The sequence below is a fragment of the Pseudomonas sp. C7.1 genome (genome assembly GCF_056312395.1).
This window is the reverse complement of the sequence record NZ_JBWDTL010000003.1, coordinates 729,785-754,450: the sequence shown is the minus strand read 5'-3', so window position 1 is coordinate 754,450 and position 24,666 is coordinate 729,785. Positions and strand designations below refer to the sequence as shown.

Annotated in this window: 18 protein-coding genes; 7 read left to right on the top strand and 11 right to left on the bottom strand. The window is 60.7% G+C overall.

Features of this window, described 5'->3' with window-relative positions; genetic code table 11:
• Window positions 1-41 precede the first annotated feature (41 nt).
• Window positions 42-1,991: a DUF3363 domain-containing protein gene (locus tag AC0T4W_RS06785; RefSeq protein WP_476317782.1), complete on the top strand. Its 1,950-nt coding sequence runs from the start codon at window positions 42-44 to the stop codon at window positions 1,989-1,991.
• 17 nt (window positions 1,992-2,008) lie between these two features.
• Here the strand turns inward: AC0T4W_RS06785 and AC0T4W_RS06780 are convergent, their stop codons facing one another.
• Window positions 2,009-2,863, bottom strand: a complete 855-nt coding sequence (locus AC0T4W_RS06780) for a helix-turn-helix transcriptional regulator (RefSeq protein WP_476317779.1) — start codon at window positions 2,861-2,863, stop codon at window positions 2,009-2,011.
• 156 nt (window positions 2,864-3,019) lie between these two features.
• On the opposite strand from AC0T4W_RS06780, the gene hemA reads away from it, so the two are divergent.
• From hemA to AC0T4W_RS06750, 6 genes are all read left to right on the top strand, one after another.
• On the top strand, window positions 3,020-4,252 hold the full coding sequence (gene hemA / locus AC0T4W_RS06775) for a 5-aminolevulinate synthase (RefSeq protein WP_476317776.1): 1,233 nt from the start codon (window positions 3,020-3,022) through the stop codon (window positions 4,250-4,252).
• Window position 4,253: 1 nt separating this feature from the next.
• Window positions 4,254-4,757 carry an N-acetyltransferase family protein gene (locus AC0T4W_RS06770; protein WP_476317773.1) on the top strand — a complete coding sequence of 168 codons (504 nt, stop codon included), beginning with the start codon at window positions 4,254-4,256 and terminating at the stop codon, window positions 4,755-4,757.
• Complete coding sequence (locus tag AC0T4W_RS06765) at window positions 4,754-5,824, top strand: Gfo/Idh/MocA family oxidoreductase (protein ID WP_476317770.1); 1,071 nt, start codon at window positions 4,754-4,756, stop codon at window positions 5,822-5,824. Before AC0T4W_RS06770 ends, AC0T4W_RS06765 begins: the two co-directional genes overlap by 4 nt.
• A gap of 22 nt (window positions 5,825-5,846) precedes the next feature.
• A complete protein-coding gene (gene asnB / locus AC0T4W_RS06760) occupies window positions 5,847-7,700 on the top strand; it encodes an asparagine synthase (glutamine-hydrolyzing) (protein ID WP_476317768.1) in 1,854 nt (617 codons plus the stop codon).
• A gap of 84 nt (window positions 7,701-7,784) precedes the next feature.
• Entirely contained in the window at window positions 7,785-8,984 is a 1,200-nt protein-coding gene (locus tag AC0T4W_RS06755) for an MFS transporter (protein WP_476317765.1), read from the top strand.
• A 21-nt stretch (window positions 8,985-9,005) separates the two neighbouring features.
• Window positions 9,006-9,920: a LysR family transcriptional regulator gene (locus AC0T4W_RS06750; protein ID WP_476317762.1), complete on the top strand. Its 915-nt coding sequence runs from the start codon at window positions 9,006-9,008 to the stop codon at window positions 9,918-9,920.
• Between the two features lie 562 nt (window positions 9,921-10,482).
• Here AC0T4W_RS06750 and AC0T4W_RS06745 read toward each other — a convergent pair.
• From AC0T4W_RS06745 to AC0T4W_RS06700, 10 genes are all read right to left on the bottom strand, one after another.
• Window positions 10,483-11,562 carry a glucuronyl hydrolase gene (locus AC0T4W_RS06745; RefSeq protein ID WP_476317759.1) on the bottom strand — a complete coding sequence of 360 codons (1,080 nt, stop codon included), beginning with the start codon at window positions 11,560-11,562 and terminating at the stop codon, window positions 10,483-10,485.
• A complete protein-coding gene (locus tag AC0T4W_RS06740) occupies window positions 11,559-12,776 on the bottom strand; it encodes an MFS transporter (RefSeq protein ID WP_476317756.1) in 1,218 nt (405 codons plus the stop codon). The genes AC0T4W_RS06745 and AC0T4W_RS06740 overlap by 4 nt, the downstream gene beginning before the upstream one ends.
• Complete coding sequence (locus AC0T4W_RS06735; RefSeq protein ID WP_476317753.1) at window positions 12,773-13,993, bottom strand: acyl-CoA dehydrogenase family protein; 1,221 nt, start codon at window positions 13,991-13,993, stop codon at window positions 12,773-12,775. The genes AC0T4W_RS06740 and AC0T4W_RS06735 overlap by 4 nt, the downstream gene beginning before the upstream one ends.
• Window positions 13,987-15,636, bottom strand: coding sequence for a class I adenylate-forming enzyme family protein (locus tag AC0T4W_RS06730; protein WP_476317750.1), 1,650 nt, complete (start codon window positions 15,634-15,636; stop codon window positions 13,987-13,989). The genes AC0T4W_RS06735 and AC0T4W_RS06730 overlap by 7 nt, the downstream gene beginning before the upstream one ends.
• Window positions 15,633-17,486 (bottom strand): CoA transferase, encoded by a 1,854-nt coding sequence (locus AC0T4W_RS06725; RefSeq protein WP_476317747.1) that lies wholly within the window; start codon window positions 17,484-17,486, stop codon window positions 15,633-15,635. Before AC0T4W_RS06725 ends, AC0T4W_RS06730 begins: the two co-directional genes overlap by 4 nt.
• Window positions 17,487-17,572: 86 nt before the next feature.
• Window positions 17,573-17,845: a MoaD family protein gene (locus AC0T4W_RS06720; protein ID WP_476317744.1), complete on the bottom strand. Its 273-nt coding sequence runs from the start codon at window positions 17,843-17,845 to the stop codon at window positions 17,573-17,575.
• Window positions 17,846-17,919: 74 nt separating this feature from the next.
• Window positions 17,920-18,327 carry a M67 family metallopeptidase gene (locus tag AC0T4W_RS06715; RefSeq protein WP_476317741.1) on the bottom strand — a complete coding sequence of 136 codons (408 nt, stop codon included), beginning with the start codon at window positions 18,325-18,327 and terminating at the stop codon, window positions 17,920-17,922.
• 16 nt (window positions 18,328-18,343) lie between these two features.
• On the bottom strand, window positions 18,344-19,516 hold the full coding sequence (gene moeB / locus AC0T4W_RS06710; protein WP_476317738.1) for a molybdopterin-synthase adenylyltransferase MoeB: 1,173 nt from the start codon (window positions 19,514-19,516) through the stop codon (window positions 18,344-18,346).
• A 182-nt stretch (window positions 19,517-19,698) separates the two neighbouring features.
• Entirely contained in the window at window positions 19,699-22,209 is a 2,511-nt protein-coding gene (pigE, locus tag AC0T4W_RS06705; RefSeq protein ID WP_476317735.1) for a prodigiosin MAP biosynthesis aminotransferase PigE, read from the bottom strand.
• A 23-nt stretch (window positions 22,210-22,232) separates the two neighbouring features.
• Window positions 22,233-24,647, bottom strand: coding sequence for a decarboxylase (locus tag AC0T4W_RS06700; protein ID WP_476317733.1), 2,415 nt, complete (start codon window positions 24,645-24,647; stop codon window positions 22,233-22,235).
• Between the last annotated feature and the right edge of the window lie 19 nt (window positions 24,648-24,666).

Below are 24,666 nucleotides of genomic sequence, written 5' to 3'. Positions count from 1 at the left end.
TTGATACCCCCATCTGCGATCAGCTTTGAGGAGCCATCAACATGAGCAAGGAAAGCCACAAAGATAGCGAGCAACTATTTCAGCCCCAGCCGGGCAAGCCACAGCAGCGCGGCCAAACCTTCGTTAATCAGGTTCTGCGCCAAGCAAATAAGGCCGGCGCAAGTAAGCCACGCAAGGCCGGTCGCCAACCCGGTGCGGGTATCGGCCGCGGGCATGTAGCCGCTCGCTTCAGTAAGCAAAATCTGCCTCACAATGCGCGCCGTGTAACCATCAAGACGCGCTTAGTGAACCTGCGCCAGGCTGGTAAACGTTCAACGCTCACTCACCTGCGCTACATCGAACGCGATGGGGTCAGCCGCGATGGCGATCCGGGCAAGGCCTACGGTCCATTGGCAGACCAGGCCGACGTTGGTGCCTTCGAGGAACGGGGCCGGGAAGACAGGCACCAGTTTCGCTTTATCGTCTCGCCCGAGGATGCCGAACAGCTCGACGATTTGCGCACCTACATTCGTCATCTGATGAGCCGGATGGAAACGGACCTAGGCACTCGGCTTGAGTGGGTCGCAGTTGATCACTGGAACACCGACAACCCCCATACCCACATCGTTCTGCGCGGCAAGGACGATACCGGTAAAGATCTGGTGATCGCTCGCGACTACATCACCGAAGGCATGCGCAATCGTGCTGCAGAGCTAGCCACTGAGTGGCTTGGACCGCAGACAGAACTGGAAATCCAGCATGGCCTTCAGCGCGAGGTTCAACAGCAACGCTGGACCAGCCTGGATCGTACCCTGCTGCGTGAACACAAAGCTGGCGTGCTGCATCTGAAGACACTCGCTGACCATCCGCGTCGGCAGCTACTGATCGGACGCCTGCAGTACCTTCAGCAAATGGGTCTGGCTCAAGAGGGCCGCTCCGGCGAATGGGCAGTGCGCAACGACGTCGAGGTTACCTTAAGGGCCATGGGTGAGCGTGGTGATATCGTGCGTACGATGCAACGTGCCATGGCCGGTACCAAGCGGGATCTGGCGGTGTTTGAGCCAGGCGGAAGCAACCCGAACGTGGTCGGCTGCGTGGTGGCTAAGGGGCTTGCGGATGAACTGCATGACCGCGGCTATCTGGTAGTAGACGGTCTCGACGGCAAGGCTCATTACGTGACGCTGCCTGCACGCACGGAGTTGGCCGACTATCCCATGGGCGCAGTGGTGGAGATACGAAGCATAAGCGAGCCTCGCGCTATAGATCGCTCGATAGCCTCAATGGCCGTGGGCGGACTCTACCGAGCAGATCTTCACCTCACGCTGGCCAGGTCACAGACTTCCCAGGAAAAAGATCCAGAGTCACTTGTTGAGCGCCACGTACGCAGACTCGAAGCTTTGCGCAGGGCCGGCATAGTGGAACGGCTATCGGAGGGAACTTGGCAAGTTCCTGCCGACCTGCCCGAACGTGCAAGACGGTACGACGCACGTCGCCTTGGTAATGTCAGCGTTGAGTTGCGTACACCGCTCACTGTGGAGCAGCAAGTTCGTGCTTTAGGCGCGACATGGCTGGATCAGCAATTGATCGGTGGAAATCGAGATTGGGCTGATAGGGGTTTTGGCACGGAAGTGGGCGAAGCGCTGAAGCAGCGTGCCGACTACTTAGTTGAGCAGGGTTTGGCCAAGCGCCAGGGCAAGCGTGTCGTGCTTGCCCGCAACCTGCTGAACACCCTACGCGTGCGAGAGTTGTCGTCCGTGGCAGACGACATATCATCTCAGACGGGACTGCACTATCGCCCGGCAGTTGAGGGCGAGCGAATCAGCGGTATCTACCGACGCAGCATGCAGTTGGCGAGTGGTCGCTTCGCAATGCTGGATGACGGTATTGGCTTCAGCCTAGTGCCTTGGAAACCCGTGATTGAACAGAAACTCGGACAGAGTGTTTCGGCGGTCATTCAAGGCAACAGCATATCTTGGCAACTGGGACGCCACCGTGGACCTTCGATAGGTTGACCAATAATTGCCTGCGCTCACACCAACGCCGGCTCCTGCTGCAGCCACTGCTCGAATAATTGACTCTCAGGCCTGCCCTGCTTGGGCGCGTAATAGACCAACCGCAAGTGACGGTCTTCGTCGATCGTCAAGTTGGTATGGTCGAAGACAAGGTGCCCAACCGGCTTGATAAACAGATGCCGAATACCCTGGCAAGGCCCGTGAATGTCCTGGTGCCGCCACCACGTTTTGAAGTCAGGTGAGACCTTCTCCAACTCCTTAACCAGCTCAACGATATCCGGGCTTTGAGTCGCCCGGACAAAGTCACGACGAAAACTGGAGAGAATCTGCAGCGCCTGATCATCCCAAGGATCGAACAATTCGCGCATAGCTGGGCTGGTGAACAGCATCCAAAGCAGGTTGCGACGTTCAGCCGGTACCGCAGAGAAACCGAGCACCCGATCCGCTGCTGCATTCCAGGCCAGCACGTCCCAACGCAGATTAATCACATATGCAGGACTGAACGGCAGTTCCCCCATCAGGCGATGGATCACAGGGGGAACTACGCACCACGTTCGGCCGGGTTCAGCCGGTGGGCGCTGATGCGCCAGCAGGAACAGATGGCGACGCTCGGTCGCATCCAGCTTGAGTGTTCTCGAGAGGTTATCAAGGAAGGCCGCGGAGACGCTGATATCCCGCCCTTGTTCTAGCCAGGTGTACCAGGACAACCCAACCCCCGCCAAAGCTGCTACCTCCTCGCGGCGCAAGCCTGGCGTACGTCGCCGGCTACCAGCAGGCAACCCCACCTCCTCCGGCGAAATTCGCTCGCGGCGACTACGCAGGAATTCGGCCAGTTCTGCCCGGGTGCGTTCGAGTGTGCGCGGAGCGCTCATCTGGTTACCTCTAGTAATAGCATAAGCACTCAAATTGTAACCCTTTTAAATCCGAAGAAGAATAGCCCTACCTGGCCGCAAATACTTGAGCCAGAGCTCTTGCTTGATGAGGAAGCACACAGCGACGTGTCAGCAACTTGCTAAGGAGATAAACGGATGTACCAAGCACTTCTTCGGGAACAATTGGAGACATTGAAGTCATCCAACCAATACCGCACCTTCACCACCCTAAGCCGCATTTGTGGCCAGTACCCATTGGCCAAACTGGACGGCTGCGATCAGAAACCTGTGGTCGTGTGGTGCAGCAACGACTACCTGGGGATGTCTCAGCATCCCTGCGTGTGTAAGCAAATGCATGAGGCACTGGATACCTACGGGGCGGGTTCCGGAGGCTCGCGCAATATCGGCGGCTCTCACGAGGTCTACGCCCAGCTCGAAACCAGCCTGGCCGATTGGCATGACAAGGAAGCGGCCCTGGTTTTCCCGACTGGCTTCGGTTCGAACGACGCCACGCTCCAGTGCCTACTGCGCAGCATCCCCGACTGCGTTGTAGTGAGCGACGAACTGAACCACGCCTCAATCGTCAACGGTATCCGCTCAACACCAAACGAGCGCAGGATCTTCCGGCATAACGATGTAGAACACCTGGCGCAGATCCTCGCCAGCTACCCGTTGGGTCAGCCGAAAATCGTGGTGTTCGAATCGATCTATTCAATGGACGGCGACATCGCACCTATTGCCTCAATCATTGCTATCGCAAAGTGCTACAACGCACTCACCTACCTCGATGAGGTGCACGCTGTCGGCATGTATGGCCCGCGCGGTGCTGGTGTTGCAGCGAAGCTTGGCCTCGCCGATGAGGTGGATATCATCCAGGGCACCATGGCCAAGGCCATCGGGGTTATTGGTGGGTATATAGCCTCAACCCGCGTGATCGTTGATGCGGTGCGATCATTTGCCACCGGATTTATTTTCACTACCTCGCTACCACCCGCAGTTACTGCTGGCTGCCTGGCTAGCGTAGAGCACCTTAAAGACAGCAATACCGAGCGAGAACTGCTACATGCGCAGACAGCTAAGCTGCGCGCGCGCCTCAAGCACTTCGATATTCCTGTCATGCCCTGTTCGCAGACTCACGTATTGCCGGTGCTCGTGGGCGACGCAACGCGCTGCAAAGCCGCCGCCGAACGCTTGCTGCACACCCACGGCGTATATCTGCAGCCGATCAACTATCCATCGGTGCCCGTAGGTACCGAGCGTTTTCGCGTGAACGCAACGCCCAACCACAGCGACGCGCGGATTGAGCACCTTGCCGTCTCGCTGCGTGAGACCTTTGAGCACTTCGCCATACCACTTGCGTCCCAGGTGTTCGGCGCGGAGGTGGCCTGAGATGGATCAGCCATTACTCACTGTGCGTCCGGCTACCGTGGCGGATCTAGCCAGTTTGGTGGAGTTACGTGCACACCTTTTAGATGGCACTGCCGCCATCTACTCAAGCAAAACGCCTGAAGACTCCACCCGCTGGCGTGCGGCATACCGCGCCTGGCTGAGCAATCGCCTTAGCGAGAGCGACTGCGTGCAGATCCTCGCCGCTGAGCACAAGGAATCCGGTCAAGTGCTGGGCTGCGCGACCGCCATTATTGACCAACGCGCACCAGCCCCTGGCTGCCTGAACGGACTGTCCGGATGGGTACAATCGGTGGTGGTCGAGCCGCAATGGCGTAACCTGGGTATTGCTCGCATGCTGATGCAGCACCTGCTGCGCTGGTTCGCCAATCGCGGCGTTGGCTCAGTTGTGCTTCAGAGCACCGAAGCCGCCGGCACGCTCTATCAGACCCTTGGCTTTAAAATCAGCGACGAGCACCTGCTGATACGTCAGGAGGCCTCGGCATGAAGATACTGATCATTGGCCTGGGTTATGCCGGTAACCGCTATCTCCGCGCCTTCGAGCATATTGCCGCAAGCACTGGGATGCAGTTGTCGCTGGCCTATGTCGGCCGCAATCAAAAGCCAACTGAGCTGCCCTACTTCAACAACATCGGCGTAGCACTGACAACCTTTACTCCGGACATCGTCGTGGTAAGCGTCAACGACCACAACCATGCACCCGTACTACAGCAGTTGGCTGGTTTTCGAGGTTTCGTGATTTGCGAGAAGCCCTTGGTAACCCCAAAGGACGACATCAGAACGCTGTTCGAAGCTTTGAAGAACGTCAGCGGCTTCGCTCTCGACTTGGTGGAGCGTTACTCGGACGCCAGCCGCCAGTTGCGCGAGTGGATCGAACGGCATGACTGGCTACTGGTGCGCGCGAGCTTCCACTGGGGCAAGGACCGCATCAACGATTACCGCCCAACCTGCGGCGTAACCAGCGAAGTAATCCACGCCCTGGATCTGATCAGCTGGGTTTGTCCACGCGCCGGTCAGCTCAGGTTACATGGCGCACTTGGCGTACGCTCGGACTTCTCGATATCTGGCGACGAGGTACTCGATACCGTGCAACTCACGGCGAGCCTGGGAGAGGCGCGCGTCACCGGCTACAGCAGTTTCGTGAACATCGTTCGCCAGCGCACGGTGGACTTCAGCTTCGTAGACCGCGAATCCCAGTTCGTTCACGCGCGGCTGGTATTCGACACACCGCGCTGGGATCACGACCAACTGCAAATCTGGACGCGCGGCGCAAACGGTGAGGAGCAAGTGCTGCATCAGTTCGCTACCGAACCCAATGAACCTGGACTGGGCACCCTGCATAAGCTCTCGCGGCTGTGCCTGCAGGTGGTGCGAGCCGTGGCGCTCAAAGAGCCACCACGGCAGCCCTTCGCCAGTCTCAATACCGCCGTGGAGTTGCAGCGCCTGCTCAACGACCTAGATACCCATGCTCAAACCCCACCACCTGCGCGGTACGTCCATGGCGACAGGCGCGTGCTGCTGGCCGAGGACAGCGATCTGGAAAGCCTCGGGTAACCCAATTCACAAGGAGAGAACTATGTGTGGAATCGCTGGATGGCTGTCTTACAGCCAGAAGATGGAACTGCAACGCGACACCCTGCAGCACATGACGGACACCATGGCGCTGCGTGGGCCGGATGCCGGTGGGCTGTGGATCGATGGTCCGGTAGGGCTGGGCCATCGGCGCCTATCCATCATCGACTTAGAGGGCGGTCGCCAACCGATGACCGCCATGCATGGTGGTCTACGAGAGGTCGCTGCAATCACCTACAGCGGTGAGGTCTACAACTTCCGCGAACTCCGTACCGAGTTACAGCGGTGCGGCCATTTGTTCGAGACCCGTAGTGATACCGAGGTGGTACTGCGCGCTTACGTGCAATGGGGCGAGGCATTCGTTGAACGACTTAACGGCATGTATGCCTTCGCCATTTGGGATCTACGAACGCAGGAACTGATGCTGATTCGCGACAGGATGGGCGTTAAGCCGCTCTACTATTTCCCGACTGCAGACGGAGTGATATTCGGTTCCGAGCCCAAAGCGCTACTGGCCAACCCCCTGGTGCCACGCAAGGTGCGCGCAGATGGCCTGCGCGAGATTCTGGAAATGGTAAAGACACCAGGGCACGCCATATTCGCTGGCATGCATGAGGTGATGCCAGGCGAGATCGTGCGTATTAACCGCCAAGGCCTGAGCCGCCGCCACTACTGGAAACTAGAGGCGCAGGACCACAGTCATTCACTGGACGAAACCATTCGCCATACCCGCGACCTGCTAGAAGACATCGTCGACCGCCAGATCGTTGCCGACGTGCCGCTTTGTAGTCTTCTCTCAGGCGGCCTCGACTCCTCAATTATCACTGCGCTGGCCTCGAAAAAACTTCTGGCCGCTGGTAAGGAGAACATTCGTTCCTTCTCCCTCGACTTCCTCGACCACGGCGGAGGCTTCACCGGCGATGCCGTTCGAGGTACGCCGGATGCACCCTACGTTCGCGACCTGGTAGCAATGATCCGTTCAAACCATCAGGAGATTGTCCTCGACAGCAGTGAACTGGCAGACCCTGAACTGCGTACGCAGGTAGTCCGGGCTCTAGATCTGCCACCAGCGTTCTGGGGTGACATGTGGCCTTCGCTCTATCGCTTGTTCCAAGAGGTACGTAAGCACTCAACCGTGGCCCTGTCCGGCGAGAGCGCAGATGAGGTGTTCGGCGGCTACCGCTGGTTCCATGACCCCGAAGCCATTCAAGCAGACACGTTTCCCTGGCTGACCTCAGTCACTGGCAAGTACTTCGATGGGAAGCCTCTCTTCGATCAAGGCCTGCTGACCCAACTGGATATGCAGAGCTTCTTGCGCGACAGCTACACCCAGGCGCTTGCAGAGGCGCCGACGCTGTCCGGCGAAAGCATGGTGGACCAGCGCATGCGCCAGATGAGTTACGTCAACCTAACGCGCTTCGTGCAGACCCTGCTTGATCGCAAAGACCGCATGAGCATGGCCGTTGGCCTCGAAGTGCGAGTGCCATTCTGCGATCACCGCCTAGTCGAGTACGCCTTCAACATCCCTTGGGAAATGAAGTCCTTCGACGACCGGGAAAAAAGCATTTTGCGGGCTGCGACTCGCGACCTGCTGCCCGAGTCGATCAGCGAGCGGGTCAAAAGCCCCTACCCATCGACCCAGGATCCGGCTTACGAAAAAGCCCTCCGCGAGTCACTAGCCGCCATTCAAGCAGATCGAAATGCGCCCGTTACAGCGCTACTCGACAGCAGCCGTATCCAGCAGACCCTGGCCAAACCACTTGGCAGCATTTCCCCGATGCATGAGCGCATGGGAATGGAGTTGGCGGTCGGCCTTAACACCTGGCTGAGCGAGTACGACGTCAGCCTCGAGCTTTAACCCCCAAAAGATGCGGCTCTGTTACAGAGCCGCGTCATTCAGCTGTACCACTAGCGCGCCTCAAGAGCGCAAGCGAGCCTGAGCATGCACACACATAAACAATCCTCAATTTACCTGATAGCGCTAGGAGCCTTTGCCCTCGGCATGGCGTCTTACGTCACCGCTGGGCTGATTCCCATGATCGAGGCCTCATTCGCGGTTTCCGTTGCCGTGGCTGCACAACTGGTCACCGCTTTCACCCTCGCCTACGGCTTGGGTTCACCGATTTTCGTTGCACTGACTCCAGCGCACCGCCAACGTACCGGCCTTTTATTAGCCTTGGGGTTATTCGTCATCGCCAACGCTGCCAGCGCATTGGCTGAGGACTTCACCGTTCTGATGATATGGCGGGCGATTGCTGGCATAGGCGCTGGCGTCTATCTGGCCATGGGTATTGGTGCCTCTGCGGCAGTATCCACACCTGAACGCCGAGGCAAAGCCATCGCCATCATCATGGGCGGCATGGCCAGCGGCGTGGTGCTTGGCGTACCTCTTAGCCTGCTCGTCGCGGAGCAGATGGGCTGGCAAGGCGCTCTGTGGCTGGTCACTCTCCTCGGCTTAGTGGCGTTTTTCGGCCTGCTACTGAAATTACCAGCGCTACCCGCTGCCACAACAAGTTCTCTCAGCGAGAAGCTCGCAATCCTCGGCGATGGTCATGTGCTGGTGATCCTGCTGGTATCCCTGCTGGCAGCGATTGCCAGCCTGGGCATGTACACCTTTATTGCACCACTGATGACTGACCCAGCCTACGGCGCTGTTAGTTCAGTCACGCCTTATCTCTGGGTCTGGGGTATCGGCGGCGTAGTGGGCAGCTTTCTGATTGGACCGTTGGTGGACCGTATCAAAGGCCCGACACTGACCTTCGCCATCATGCTAATCCTCTGTGTATCGCTGCTCGTGCTGCCGCTGTCAGCTGCAATCAGCACGTGGCTGGTGATGCTGCCAATCGCTCTGTGGGGTGCAGTCGGCTGGGCACTTCAAGTGCCACAGAACAACGAACTGATCCAAGCACGCCAGGCGCAAGGTGACGGCAATCTTGCTATTGCACTGAATGAGTCTGCGCTCTATTTGGGTAGCGCTATCGGCGCCGCAGCAGGTGGTTTCGTGTTGCTGTTGCAGATGCCTACATGGACCCTAGCCGCAAGCGCCGGCGCAGTGGCGGCCCTCGGCGCCCTACTGCAGATAATCAATCTACGTCGCCGGCCAACCTGGACAAGCAACGTGCAAGCCCAACTCAACAACTAAATCACTACAAGGAGGAAGGCAGTGGAACTGCGCCATCTTCGCTGTTTCATCGCCGTCGCAGAGGAACTGCACTTTGCGCGTGCGGCCGCGCGTCTGCACATCGAACAATCGCCCCTCTCCAGAATCATTAAAGAACTGGAGTACCGCCTAGGAGTGCAACTGTTTGAACGCACGACGCGTAGCACACGCCTGACGTGGGCCGGCAAAGTATTGTTGGAGGAAGCCCGCCGTGTATTCGCCGTTGTCGATCAGGCCAAGGCCAGCGTCAAGAGCGCAGCGGCCGGCTACCAGGGGCGTATTCGGGTTGCGCTCTCGGATGGCATTCCACAAGCGCGTCTATCAACCTTGCTCGCCCAGTGCCGAGAAGAAGAGCCCGAAGTCGATATCTGCTTGTCAGAAGTCACGTTCACCGAACAGGTCAGGGGACTAAACAATGACATGTTCGATATCGGCTTCGCTCAGTCGGATGAGGTCGGCGATGGGCTGGTGGCCGAGCCGGTCTGGTTTGATCCTTTGGTTGTGGCGGTACCTTCACGTCATCCTCTACTGAGTTATCGGCGAGTCCCTCTCGAGGAGATAGTGCGCTACCCATTAGTGCTCTGCGATCCGCAAGTCTGCGAAGGCTTCTGGCAGCAACTGCAGCAGGTGCTAAGTAGCGTGGAAGCCCGACTGACCATCGCTGACCGGGTCCCAACGTTAGACTTGATGATGGCGCTGGTCGCTGCAGGTTATGGCCTAGGTTTCTCCAGCCTTGCCCGCATCGCCGAACTCAATAATCCGGACGTAGTAGCTCGCCCACTTGCCGGGAGCCCAGCGATGTTAACCACCTATTTGATAAGGCGCGAAGGCGACCCGGTCGAACAACTGGTCCGGTTTATCGGGCGGGTGAGCCCAGTCGAGGAACATGCATCGCTGCCTAATCAGGAGATAGCTTGACGACTCCAGACACAAGGCTTACGTAGATAGTGAAGGGACGCTTTTGGACCTGAAGATACGGTGAGAGAAAAATCATCAGGCGACAGACCTGATCCGTACCCTAAGCAAGCAGCCAGGACGATAAGCGAGTTGGTGAAACAAAAAGCTGCATTGTTTGAATCGACCGGAAATCGATAGCCGCTGAATGAATTAAGCTCTGCGACTCCTACCTATCACGAGTGGCAACTATAGGTAGAAAGCAGTACTGCCCAATCCGACCGGCATCCTTGCCTGATGCTCGCCGATCGGTGGGCAGAGGTGTCTAGTATAGGCGATCGGGTGGCGACACCGCGCGTTGAAGCAGACCTCAACCAGCCTTCACTAATTCACTATGGATGGTCTGAAAAAGTCCTTTCTCGAAATTGCAGCCCAGCAACCATACTGGTTACAGGGCAGCAATTTCGCGAAACAAGGGATTTTTCAGAGTTTCCCTAGCTGCTAACCACCCGGCAACGGCCAGCTTGGACTGTGAGTTGCAACAGATTTTGTAGACGCCATGATCGACCCATCGTCAGATCGCCTCTTAAATCGCGCACGGGTCAAGGTCCCCCCTCCAGGCCAGCAATGCTGCCAAAAGAAAGAAGCTTCCGCAGGCTGACTCAACCTTCTGTTCGACATCGGATACGGTTCGATAGCAATGTCCAATAAAGCGGCCATCCTCAAAGTCTGCGCTACGGACTACAGCCGCAAGCAGTTGGCCCGCCTGTTGGCGTGCTTCTTCACCGCCTGCCTCCGTGGCCAATCCTTGCAGAGCTAATGCCACCACCGCCGCAGAACAAGGGTCACTCGGTCCTAGGGGCTGGCCGAGACGGTTGGCCGGCGCGGACAAGCCGCGGCTGCTCAGCCAGTAGCGGCTGGCCACCAGCGCATCGGTACTGAAAGGCTCGCCATACAAGCGCGCGCCAGTTCCAAGCCCGAGCAGGGCCCAGGCCTGCCCCCGGGACCAATCGCCCGGTTTATCGCCAGTCCGCCATTGCCCCTGCTGAAAATACGCGTTGCTGCTCCAGACACCGTTCGCACTGGCACAGGCGTACAAGGACGTTTGCAACTGCTGGCGGCCCAAACCCAGAAGGCGTGGGTTTGCATCCAAGGCAAACAATTGCAGGGTTGCCGCTAGCGGGTCGACGCTCAGGCTGCGCTCGCCCAGTTCGCCGCCGCCCAGATCGCGCCCCAGAGGAATACACCCCAACAGAGGATCAAAAGCGGACGCCAGGTGAGCCGAGGCCTCGGCCGCTAACTCAGCGGCCTGAGAATTGGCCAGCAGGCGCTTGCCCAGGCCCGCGCCGTACCAGAAAATCAGACTGCGATGGTGAGTGGCGCTGCCAAGCTTGTCCCGCAGTCGCTCAGCAATGCACATTGCCTGTTGCTGGTCCTCACGACGCCCGCTGTGCAGGGCCCGCAACCACCACAGACCGGCCCAGAAGCCTCCCAGCCATGAGCCACCGGCGCTAACCTTCCAGGCCTGGTTAGAGCCCGTGCAGTACAGCGGAAAGCCCTGGCTACAGGCAGCGTTGATCTGATCCAGGCGCTGGAGGATGGCCAGGATCGCCTGTCTTGCCTCAGCGCTATCGAAAGGACGATCAAGCATTTCGATGGCGCTCATTTGACCACCCTCAACGACGACTCAAACGCCCCACTACCCACTCTTGCGTGGCGTTGCCGCAGCCAGAACAGCAATAAACTCAGCAGGCACCCCACCAGCAAAACGCCAATCAGCGCCAGCCAGGCCTCGGCAAAACTCCAGGGCCCGTTCTGCACTAGCCCGAACAGCGGTGGTCCCACGGCAAAACCGCCGAAAAAGCCCACCGAAAGCAGACCTGCAGCCGGTGCCGGGCCACCAAAGCCTGGGTCACGCAACACCATGCTCATGGCAATAGCATTGGTCGCCACCGCGGTCAGGCCCATACCTACAGCACCTGCCCACAATGGCCAGTGCCTGTCCGGCGTGGCCAGGGAGGTCATCCACAAGACCAAACCCGATAACAGCAATAGCACCAGCAACAACCAGGATTCCTCAGCCATGCGCGCCCCCAGAGACGTGAGGAAGATCCGCGCGACTATGCCCATGACCCCAAATCCGGCGATCAGGCCGCCGATCGTGGTCGCAGGCATGCCCTGCCCAGCGGCGAACACCCCGAGAAAGGTCACGAACGAAGAAAGCACGATGCCTACACACAGCTGCACGCCCATCAATAGCGCCAGGCGTCCGTTGGGGCGGGCAACGGCAAAACTAAGGAGATTGCCCTGATGCATCCGGGGTGCCACTCTCGGCCCGAGCACTGCCAGCAGCACGGCCGGTAGCAGCAGGCTCGCCAGGGCTCCACGCCAGCCGAAGTTCAGGGCCAAGGTCGGCAGCAGCAAGCCGGCGAATAACGCCGATACCTGCACACCCGATTGTTTCAAACCGACCACCGCCGCCCTGTGCCGAACCTCCACGCGCTCGGCAATCAGCAGATTGGTCACTGGGTTGGCTAAGGCCTGGGCAATGCCGCAGGCCGCCAGGGCCAGCACCGCGCCGAAGAATCCCGGCAGGCTGGCGAGTAACCCATAGGCACCCACCGTGCTCCAGAACAGCAACGCCAGAGCCCGTCGAGTACCCAGCCAATTGACCAGCGGCCCGGCCCACAACGACAGCAACGCGGCAAAGCCAAAGGCGCTCATGATCAGCCAGCCGAGCCAGTGGGTCGGCACGCCGAGGTCTGCCACCATCAATGGTCCAAGGCTGCCGATGGCGTAGAAGATCAGCATCGGCAAGGCCATGGCGGCGGTCAGCACCAGCCGCAACCACCCGCCATGCGGGGCTTCATACGCGCTCATCGGCCCGCTCCCGTGGCCAGCGATGGCTGATCGAAATCCAGCCCGCTGTCGCCGCAACTGTCCAGCAACTGCCGGCCCACCGCGCTGATCAGGGCGTCGTCGGTGCCGTCGAGGATATGGGTGGTGCGCGCAGTGCGGTAAATCCCCGACAACGGTGACAAATCACTCAGGCCTTCGGCCCCCATGATCTGGATCGCCGAATCCACCGCCTCGCTCAAGGCCTGGGACGCGGCGACCTTGGCGATGTTGACCTCAATGCTATTGGCCACTCCCGCATCGTGTTTGCCGGCGGCATCCTGCAGCAGAGCGCGCGCGCTGGCGATGGCCTGGTAGACCCGGAACACCCGCTGGCGCACCAGCTGTTTATCCGCCAGCCGCGCCTGCTGGCCGCGGGCCGAATGGATGCGCGCGCCCATCAGATCGAAGCAGCGCTGGGCCAGGCCCAGCCAGTGCACCGAACGCAGGATCCGTCCCAGCCCCAGGCGCTCCTGCATCAGCGCCAGGCCTTGTCCCGGCTGGCCCAACACATGGCTGGGCGGGACCCGTACCTGCTCGAAGGACAGCTCGCCCTGGCCGCTAAAACGCCCGAGGATCGACAACGGCCGCTCGACTCGAAACCCCGGCGCATCGCTGGGCACCAGCAGCATCGACAGAGCGCTGTCCAGGGGGCCGGAACCGGTGCGAGCAATCACCGTGACCAAGGCCGCGCGTTCGGCGCGACAGATAAACCACTTGCGCCCGCTCAACAGCCACTGGCCATCAACCAACTCGGCGTGGCTGTTCAGGGTCGCCGGAATCGAGCCAATGCTGTCGGGCTCGGACATGCCGTAACTGGAAACCAGCGCTCCCGCTGCCAAAGGCTCGAGAAAGCGCTGACGAATGTCCGCGCTGGCATGCCGACTGAGCATATGCAGATCCAGGGTGGCATCGTCACCGAAGATTGCGGGGGCATATTCCGAGCGCCCCTCCTGTTCGGCTACCACCAGATAGTCGCGCAGGCTGGCGATGCGCCCGCCGAGCACCTGGGGGTAATAACTGCCCCATAGCCCGACGGCACGCGCCTCGGCGCTGAGTTCGGCGATACGCTTGGCGGCCTGCTGGGGCTCCGCCGCCAGCTCGGCCTCCAGGGGAATGATGCGCTCGTCGACAAAACGCCGAACCTGCCGGGCCAGTTCGGCGCTGCCCTCGGTAGCAGACCATGGCTGTGGGCTCAACATGCGACGCCTGCCCCACTTTCGAGAAACGCCACTTCGGCGGCCAGGGCTTTCTTGTCGATCTTGCCCGCCGGAGTCAACGGCAACTGCCGGTAGAAGCGCAGGTACTCCGGCAGTTTGTTGACCTCCAGACCCTGTTGGCGCAGGTAGTCGGTGAGTTCACTGAGGGAGAAGCGTGGCGCGCCGTCACGCAGGGTCACGCAGATGCACACCCGCTGCCCGAGGTCCGGGTCCGGCACTGCCACGCAGGCGACGCTGACCACGTCCGGGTGACCGGTGGCCAGGGTCTCGATCTGCACCGGGCTGATATTGGCACCACCACGAATGATGATGTCCTTCTTGCGCCCGGCCAGAATCAGGTAGCCGTCGGCGTCGATATAACCCAAATCGCCGGTGTTGACCCAGCCTTCGGCATCGCGGTACTGGGCATCGAGCTCCGGAGCGTTGACGTATTGCATGGGGCTCAAAGGGCCGCGTGCCTTGATTTCGCCGACGCTGCCCTGGGGCAGTTCCCTACCTTGCTCGTCGAAGATCTTGATTGCGCAGACCGCCGGATTCGGCCGGCCGACGCTGTAGAACACTACGTCCAGGGCATCGTCCAGAGTGTTGTGACAGTTCACCCCATCCGCCGAACCGTAGAGGCTGATAAAGCCGCAACCGAAGGCCTCGACACAACGGCGTACCGTCACTTCATCGATCAGCGAACCGCCGCAGATCAGTCCCCTTAGGCTGGATTTGTCGACCTGGGTCAGGCGGGCATCGGCGGCGATGCGCTGGAGCATGGTCGGTACCCCGAGAATGTGGCTCGGGCGCAATTGCTCGATGGCCTCGATCGCTGCACCGACGTCGAACTGCGGCAGTACTGCTATCGAACCGCCCAGCCAGGACAGGCTGCCAAAAGTCGCGGTGGAGCCGAAGGAGGACCCCAGCGGGACCAGATAGAGTCCACGGAAGGTTTCACCTTCAGGGTGAATGCGCTGCAGAAATCGTCCGCGCCCGCCCACCAGGGCGTTGTGGGAATAAGCCACCAACTTGGGCTCGGACTCAGTGCCGGAAGACACCAGCAAACGCACCGGAGAGTTGGGGCAAACCGTGGGTAGTTGCGCCTCGCTCAAGGGCGCGGCCTGAAGCATGTCCTCAAGGCTCAGCCAACCGTTCCGAGCACTGCCTTCGACGATCAACACCCGCATCGACAACAGAGTCGGGCGCAGGGCCTCGATGACCTGGCACAGGTCGATGCCGGCGTATTCCGCCGGCACTATTACCGCTCGGGCATCGCAACGGCGCACCAAGGCCTGGATATCCAGGCTGCCACGCCCGGGTGGAAACGGCGCGACCACAGCGCCCAAGGCTGCGGCGGCCAGATCGATGGCGCAGCTGCGCCAACTGTTGGTCAACTGGTACGCCACCACGTCGCCGGCGACAATGCCGGCAGCGCGCAGGCTGGCGGCCATGCGCAGCGCGGCGTCATGCAGTGCGCCATAGCTGAGGGTGCCTTCGGGTGAGAGCACCGCCGGTTTCTCCGGAGCGCGCTGAGCATGCTCGCGGAACAGTTGATAGACCGAACGGTTGGGGTAGGTGCCGTCGCGTTCCCAAACACTGCGAACATCGGCGGGGACCAGATCGATAATGCCTGCGTTATTCATCGAAAACTCCAGTGAGCGTTGACCGAGGTATAGGCATTCACGCTTAAACACGTCTTCAATCGCCTGTCTTGAGCCAGCTGCGACAGGTCTTCTACGGCCACCGTGGCCGGTATCGCGGCATCGTCCAGCAACGGCTGCCAGGTAGCCGCGGGCTGCGACGCCAGTGCACTGCGGATCAACTCGTCACGCCCTTCAGGGTCGCCGTGCAGATCACAGGCAAGGATTGCTTCCAGCTGCTGAAACTGGGCCGAGGTCTGGCAGTCGATGGCCAGCAACCCGGAGCGGGTTGGATAAACACCCTTGAACAAACTGCTGTCGGCGCTGCCCGTCCCTTGCAGTTGCCGCACGCACAACAGGTTGGCGGCACCCAGCAACGAGCTGTCGACCCGCACGCCCTGGCCGCTGAGGGCACGGTGCAACAAGGCGGCACTGACCCCCTGGGCGGCGACCACACCGCCCAGCACATCGAGCACGGTGAACAGCGAACCGCCCGGAGTAGCCGATGCCTGCCCGATCTGCTCGCCAACCCCGGACCAGGCTTGCACCACGAAATCGGTACCCGGCAAGGCCTCCCCCGAACGGTCATGCCCCCAACCACCGGCATAGGCGTACACCAGCGCCGGGTTGACCCGGGCCAGGTCGCCGCGATCCAGCCCCAGTTCAGCGGCCTTGCCCGGTGCCCAGTTGTGCAGGAACACATCGGCGTCACGCACACGCTCATAGAGTTCTTCACGGCCGGCGGCGGATTTGATGTCCAGTTCGCGCACCTGCTTGTGCCGGTTGAGGGCATCAAAGCGCACAGACACCCCATCGACGCATGGCGGCATGCCGCGCAGCGGGTCGCCACCGGGCAGTTCGATGCGAATCACCTCGGCCCCCAGCAGCGCCAACAGATGGCCGGCCAGTGGCCCCTGGATCCGGCGGCAGGACTCCATCACCCTCAGGCCGCTCAAGGGCAGTGCCTGGCCACTCAACATGGGCAGCGTTTTATTGCCCCCAATACTGGCGTCAAAGCACCAGGGCCCCTGCTCCAACTGACCAGGCAAATCGCTGTCGGCACGACGCTCAGCGAGGCTGCGCAGGGGACACAATGCCATTCCACTCGAGGCGCACAACGCAGAGATCCGAGCCATAGATAAGCGCGCCAGGGCCTGGCGGAACACCGTTGGCATCGGCGCAACAGCCTTGGCATAGCGCAGTAGGAAGGCTTTCCAACCCTGCCCAGCCTGCTCGCCATCGATGCCCACCGAAGCCCAGAAACGACGCCAGGGCTCGGCATCCAGGGTTTCCAGTTCGAAATGCACGCCATCGGCCGAGACAAAGGGGGGGCGATTCTTCGCACAGGTAGCTCCCGGCAACAGGCGCTCGGCCTCGCCCACCGCAGTCGCGCCCGCCAGGTACTGGGCGATACCCAGCACCCCGGCCGCGGCCATGGAGGTCTCAACCCTACTGAAGTCGCCGCCGCGCAACTGCCCCAGCGCTGCGGCAAAGCCTCCTTGCAGGGCCAGGCTGGCGCTCAGGGTCGAGACATAGTCCAGCCCCAGGCCCTGGACCTTGCCGCTGGCCCGACCATGCACCGACATCAGCCCGCAGGCGGCCTGCACGGTGTGTTCGGTAACCCCCACGGAGCTGCCGTCGGGCCAGCCATGAATAACCCCATGCAAGGGTTTGAGATCGGGATGCCGCAGGCTGAAACTCAGCCCGCCGTCAGTCGGATCATCGCTGCTGACCTGTGGACTCAGGCCCAGCGTCGTCGCCTGGTAGCGCAGTGATGCAGCCAGCGCGGAGAGCCCGGGAGGAGCAGAAGTAAATGAGCCGCTGAGGCTACAGCCATGTAAAAGACGGGACATAAGACATACGCCAGAGTGGTTGCATACCGCTGCGAGGAAGGCCTCGGCTGAGGTCCGCCGCGCAGGCCTGAGCCATCGGTGGGCAATCAGCCGCCAGCGACCGCCGGAAGGATGGTGATGGCATCACCAGGCTTGAGGGCGGTGGCCAGGTTGTCGGCAAAACGGATGTCGTCATCGTTGACATAGATATTGACGAATCGATGCACCTGACCATCGCCAATCAGGCGTTCCTGGACCCCAGGGTATTGCCGTTCCAGCTGTTCGATTACTTCAAGAACCGTACTTCCCTGAACTTCGACGTGCTTCTGATCTTGAGTAAAAGAGCGCAACAACGTTGGCACAATGACGGAAATCGACATGCAGAACTCCCTGAGCCTATATAGGCTCCTGTATTAATTAATTGATCTGTATTTATGCCTACCGGCATCAAGCACTAACGAACTACATAGATACTTTCTTCGGTGACTTTATGTTTAACGATGCGAAAACTGCGCACCGCCACATCAATATCCGGCAAGGTTGAAACAATCACGTAGTGCACCGAAGCATCGCCGGCATACTGCACATCTTCCGCGCTGGGATAAGCCACACTGGAGGTATGGGAGTGATAGATCACCCGGCACTCTTCGTTCCGCTCGTCCAGTTCACGCCAGACCGCCAACTGCTGTTTTGGCGCAAAACTGAAGAAACTCGACGAACGCGCCGCGTTGTCCATGGCAATCAGCCGTTCGGCGGTCCTGCCCCCGATGAGCGCAGCGATGATGCCGCAGGTTTCCAGCGGATGATCCCGCCGAGCCTGCTCCAGCATGGCCTCCAGCAGGCCGGCGCGAATTCTCAACATCCTCGCCCCGTGCCTCTCAATAGCTCGGCAACGTCGGCTCGACGTCGCGCACCCAGGCCAGCACGCCACCGTCGAGGTTGCGCACATTGCTGAAGCCGCGCTGCTGCAACTCCAGCAGGACGGCCCTGGAGCGCAGCCCTGACTTGCAATGCAGCACCAGGTTAGCGTTCTTGCCAAAACGGCTCTCGATCAGCTCGGCGGTCTTCGCTCCTTTTGGAATATGTTGAGCGCCCTGGATCCGCACGATGTCCCACTCGGTACGCTCGCGCACATCGATCAGCAGCACATCCTGACCACGTTCGCGCAGGGCTTGCAGTTCCAGGGCGCTGATGGAGGGAATATCCGACGGCTGCACACCCTTGGGCGCAGTCAGTCCGCAGAACGCCTGATAGTCGCTGAGGGCAGTGACCGGCTGACGTGTCGGGGAACGGCGCAGCGGCATCTGCCGGTAGGACATTTCCAAGGCGTCGTAGACCATCAAGCGGCCCAGCAGGCTCTCGCCGATACCGGTGATCAGCTTGACCGCTTCGGTGGCAATGATGGCACCGATGGACGCACAGAGGATTCCCAGCACGCCCCCCTCCGAACAGGAAGGTGCCAGCTCCGGCGGAGGCGGCTCCGGATACAGGTCGCGGTAATTGAGGCCGACGCCGCCGGGGGCGTTTTCCCAGAACACCGACGCCTGCCCCTCGAAGCGGAAGATCGACCCCCAAACATAAGGCTTGTTGGCGAGTACGCAGGCGTCGTTGACGAGGTAGCGGGTAGCGAAGTTATCGGTGCCGTCGAGGATCAGATCGTACTGACTGAACAGCTGCACCGCAGTGTCCGGCTCCAGGCGCTGATCGTAGAGATTGACCTGCACATGGGGGTTGAGGTCGTTGATCGCAGCAGCGGCGCTTTGCACCTTCAGCTGGCCGACGGTGGCGACCCGGTGAATCACCTGACGCTGCAGGTTGGACTCGTCCACCCGATCGAAATCGATGATGCCCAGGGTACCGATGCCGGCTGCCGCCAGGTACAACAAGGCAGGCGAACCGAGACCGCCGGCACCGATAACCAGCACCTTGCTGGTCTTCAGGCGACGCTGGCCTTCGAGGCCGACATCGGGAATCAACAAGTGTCGACTATAACGGGTTATCTCTTCGTTACTTAGCGTGGCAATGGGTTCTACAAGAGCAGGAAGTTTCATGACGAATACCTGTTACTGGATGCAATTGATTCTCAGGCGACACCTTGAGTTAATCAATTCGTGTGGCCTGGATTTTCATATTCAGAAGGCGCGTTTATGTATGCATTTAAATAATCACCGGTAGCTATCTAGCAAATAGATGCAAGCCCTCTCCCGAGGACTTACATAGACTGCCAATAGGCTCAGGCAAGAAAGGTCGACATGTCCTTGCACACCGAACTGAATGCCTCGACAAAATGTCGCGCCTCGGCGTCACTGAGCACCAACGGCGGCTGGATGCGCATCACCCTATTGTTGTTGGCAGTGACGAAGGTCAGCACCCCATGCTCGCGCGACAGCTTGCTGACGAAACGCAGGACGAACATCTCCTCGAAGTTCTTCTCCACCTCACTGATGGCCTCTTCAATGTGCCGCTTGGCCTTGCCCGAGAGCATGCGATAGGTGCCTGCGGCGTTGCCGGGAATGCGACTGGCGAACTCACGTACGAAGGCCTCGACGCCACCGTCAAAGCTGTATTCGAACTCGATGGCGAGCATCAGCCCGACACCCCGCACTTCGCGGATAAACGGGTAAGCGCTGACCGCCTCACGCAAGGCCTCCTTGAGCTGCCCACCGACCCGGGCAGCGTTGCCCGCCAGGTCTTCGTCGACGATCACGTCCAGGGTCGCCAGGGCCGAGGCCGAGGCGAAATTGCCGCCACCGAAGGTCGAGGTATGCAGGGCGAAGGTGTCGATGCTGCCATAGGCGCGATCCCACAGCGCCGCACTGGACAGGGTCGCACCGATCGGCACAGCCCCGCCGGAAAGGGATTTGGACAGCACCAGGATGTCCGGCACCACCGCTTCCCATTCACAGGCGAAGAGCTTGCCGGTGCGGCCGAGTCCGGTCTGGATCTCGTCGAGGATCATCAGGCAGTCGTGAGCACTGCACAGTTCGCGAACCTGCTTCAGGTAGCCCACAGGCGGCAGTATCACCCCGCCCTCACCCTGGATCGGCTCAAGGATAAAGGCCCCGACATCCCCCTGAGCCAAGGCAGCTTCTAAAGCCGCCAGATCGCCGTAGGGAATCGAATCGCAGCGTGACAGCAGCGGTTTGAACGGATCGCGGTGTTTGTCGCGGCCGGTCACCGACAGCGCCCCCAGGGTTTTGCCGTGATAACCATTGTCGCAGTAAAGCACGCGCGGACGCTGCATGGCGGCCATGGCCAGTTTCAATGCGGCTTCGACGGCCTCGGTGCCGGAGTTGCTGAAGAACACCCGCTCCAGGTTTCCCGGTGCCAGCTCGCTGAGACGTTGTGCCAGCAGGCTGGTTTGCAACGGCACCGACACGTACTGAACGAAGGTCGGATACTGCTGTTGCAAATACGCCTGCAAGGCCTGGTTGACCCGCGGGTGGTTGTGCCCGGTGTTCAGGCAGCCATAACCGGCGACAAAATCCAGGTAACGACCTCCGTCCAAGTCGGTCAGCCAGCAACCGCTGCCCTGGGTGAATACCCGCTCGATATGGTTGAACTGGTAGAACTCGCGCAGCACCGGATTGATGTGCTCGCCAAAGCAACGCAAGGCTTCGGCGCGCAACGCCGCCGGCGAGTCGATGGGCGTCGCGGCCAGAGTACGGCGATGAAAGCGTTGCAGGGCCTGGAAATCTTCCTCGCGCAGGCGCTCGCCATAGGAGGCCATTGGTGAGGCCGAGAAACCATGCGACTCGGCGATCCGACCGATCTCCAGTACCCGTTCCTCGGGCAGTTCGCGGCCAATGGAGAACGCCTCGGCGCGCCCTTCCAGCGCCAGCACCAGGGTTTCCGCCAGGCAGCCGTTGAGAAATTTCTTCGGAGCCAGACCGAGGGTCTCGGTGCCGAAGCGCAGGGCTGCGCTGGCAGAAACCAGGCCGCCGTCGATGATCAGGATGTCCTTACGGTCGTGATTGAACGGCAACACGTCTCGCGGCAAGGCTGCATCCACAACCACCGAGCCCGGGGCCAGTCGGTACGGATCGATCACCCCGCCGCTGGAGGTGGCGGCAACGTAGAACCGCACATCGTCATAACAACTGTCGATATCGGCGGTCAGGCGCACCTGGCTGTGCATCTCCGCCGGCAGATAGGCCAGGCTCTCGCGGCCCTGTTCGACACTGCCGCGATGCACCAGGCGCAGGCGGCAACCGTCCCGAGCCAAGAGCTTGGCGATCACCAGAGCAATCGACCCCGGGTAGCCGACCACCGCCACTTCCGTATCGGCCGGTGCCACTTCCAAATGCGCCATGGCTTCCAGCACATTCCTGTAGGCGGCATAGGCGGTGAGGGAGTTCCCGGTGGTGACCGCCACGCCGCTGCGTTCCAGGGTCTGCAAACCGCGATTGCCGACTATCGCGGTAAAGCCACCCAGGCCCACCAACTGGGCCCCCTGCTCTTTCAGGCTTTGCACCCCTTCCAGTACCCGCCCGGCGATGGTACGCGGCTGGCTGAGCATCTGTTCGGCGGTCAGCGGCAGATAATGCAGGATGCCTTCGCAGGTGGCACCGCTGGCGCTGACGATGCGCCCGAAGTCGGCGAACGGCACCAGGTTACGCGGCTGCCAAAGCTCGGCCTGATAGCCGCGGTCCTGCTCGACGAGGGTGCGATCCAGCAGGTCGATGATCTTCACCTGGCGCTGCAAGGCAATGGAGGTCGGGTGGGCAATAAAACCGAATTTCATAGGGTTCTGTCCTAGGTTCTGGCTCATTGACGGTTCCAGGCGGTTTCGGAGACCAGGCTCAAGCCGTCGCCTTCCGAGTTGTGGGCCAGCAACACGTCGAAAATATTCAATTGTCCGGGGCGGGTCAGGGCGTTGCGCAGGTGCGCTTCATCGAATGTTGTCAGGCGCTCACGGTGCAGATTGATGGGCCCGACCCGCTCCTGGGTTGCCGCCAGCGGTGCGGCACTGGTCACCGCAACCTGTTGCGCGCCGTTGTGGGCGTAGCGTTTGTCGAGATAGGTCTGAATCATCGATAACAGACCGTTGGTGAGGTAGAACAGGGTCACGTTGCGCTGGACCGCAGCGGGATCATCGGCCAGGCCCTGGGCCAGGCGCGCTTCGATATCCGGCACCAGGGCCCGGGCCCCGTCGCCGACAAAGGCCAGGACATTGCCGGTGCCGGTCATGGCGATATAGGGCAAGGCTATCAGGCCGTCCCCCATCAGGGCGCGCCCGTACCAGCCGGAAAACCCCGGGTCGGTACGCGGCACGTTGCGCAGCGCGGAGATGCCGCAACGGCCCACGTCATAGACGCCAATGTAGCGGTAGCCCTGCTGCTCGATCAGATCGCGCACCAGATTGCCGAGACGGCGGAAGAAGAAGTTGGAGGTCATCGGCAGGGTCTCGATATGGTCTGCTGCCACGCTCTCGCTGATGCTGGACAGCGCCTCGAGCTTGGCCCGGCGTAAGGCGAGAATCTGCGGCTCGACCTGCAAGCCGCGCTCGATATGCTCGAGGAACACATCCAGCGACACATCCAGGGCCAGGTCGGTAAAGGGCGAAAGGTGCCGCGGCTCATGGTTGACCTGCACCACCCGCAACTGACGTTTGAGTTTGCCTTCGGAAAACGGCGTGGCGGCCTGGTCGACCTTGCCCTTGAGGAAGAACACGCAATGGCTTTGCGGCCCGTTCAACTCATGGTCGGTGTGCACGAACTGATAGACCCGACGACTGAAACCATACAGCGACAAGGGCCCCAGATAGTTCGGCATCGCCCGCCCCTCGTGGTAAGGGCCAACACTGCCGGGCTGGGTGATGCTGTCGGCCAGGGCAATGGCCCCACGCTGGGCCAGGGTATGCACCCGCCGCCGCTGCTCGTCGCTGAGCTTGCCGCACTGCCAGAGCAGGTGCAGCGGCTGTTGGTTGATCAGTTCCAGGGCTTGGTCCAGGGCCTCGACCTGGCTGCTGCTGAGGTTGCGTGCCGGGGTCGCCGACGGCTCCGGCAGACAAACATCCAGGGGTACCTGGGGACGGGATTCCAGTACCCCTTGGGTGGCTAAGATAAACACCGGTTCGGCCCGTTCGGCGAGCATGGCAAAGGCATGTTGCAGACAGCTACCGATCTCCTCGACCTTGCGGATAAACACCTGGCGCAAACCTTTGGCCTCGATCACCCGACGTCCGTCGTTTTCACCGTCATGGGTGCCCTGGAAGGCGTACCAGACACTCTCCGGACTGTCGGCGCAGATGATCAGCCCTGGCGCACCGATGCGTTTGAGGTTGGCCAGGGTGCCGCGAAATTCGTCGATCATCCCGGAGGTCACGGCAATCACATAGGCCCGGCCAAACAGTTGCCAGCCGGCCATCGCGCTCACCGCCAGGCTGTGTTCGTTACAGCCTCTGAGGCAGCGCACACCGCTGCCGGCGACGTTCTGCTGCATCGACTGGATTAGCCCCGCCACCATGGAGCCGGTGTAGGAGTGAAAGTCCCAGCGCTCCTGCCAGCGACTGCGCATAAAGCGCGTCACTTCAGTGGCCAGACTTACAGGCAGCAACGGCCCCGTGATGGAGCGCGCCAGCAGGCGGTTGAAATAGGCGTGCTCGAGATGATCGAGAACGATGCGCAGCAAGTCTGCGCGCCGCGCCGCGCGGTCCTGGCCAACAACCCGCAAATGGCGATTGCCGCCCGTGGTGTTCATCCATCCGGGCAAGGCAGGCAGGCTGCAATACAACAACGCCGAATGGGGCGACAGGCGCGAATTGGGTGCCGCTGCAATCAGTTCGTCGAACGGATCGCAATTCCCGGCCTGCGGCTGCTCGCCAAGGTCGAGAATAAACAGCTCGCTCGATAACTGAGGGCCCTGCAGGCGCAACCGCGCCTGTGCCGCCTCGACCGAATCAAAGATCATTACCCATAGGTCAGGCAGTGTCGCCACATTCACCGCACCGCCATGTAGATAACGCTGGGCCTGGACCATCATGGTTTCCAACACCGCCTCGCTACGCGGACGCGGCCCCAGAGCCCGATGCATTTCCTCGCACCCTCCGCTCACCAATGGCCAGTCAGCGGCACTGGCAGGTGGCTGTAAACCGACCTGTAACTGCTCGATAACAAACCCCACATCCTCGATCAGAGGCTGAGCCTGGGTAATCAGACAGATGCCTAATGTTGCCTTCATGGACTTATCCCTACTCAAG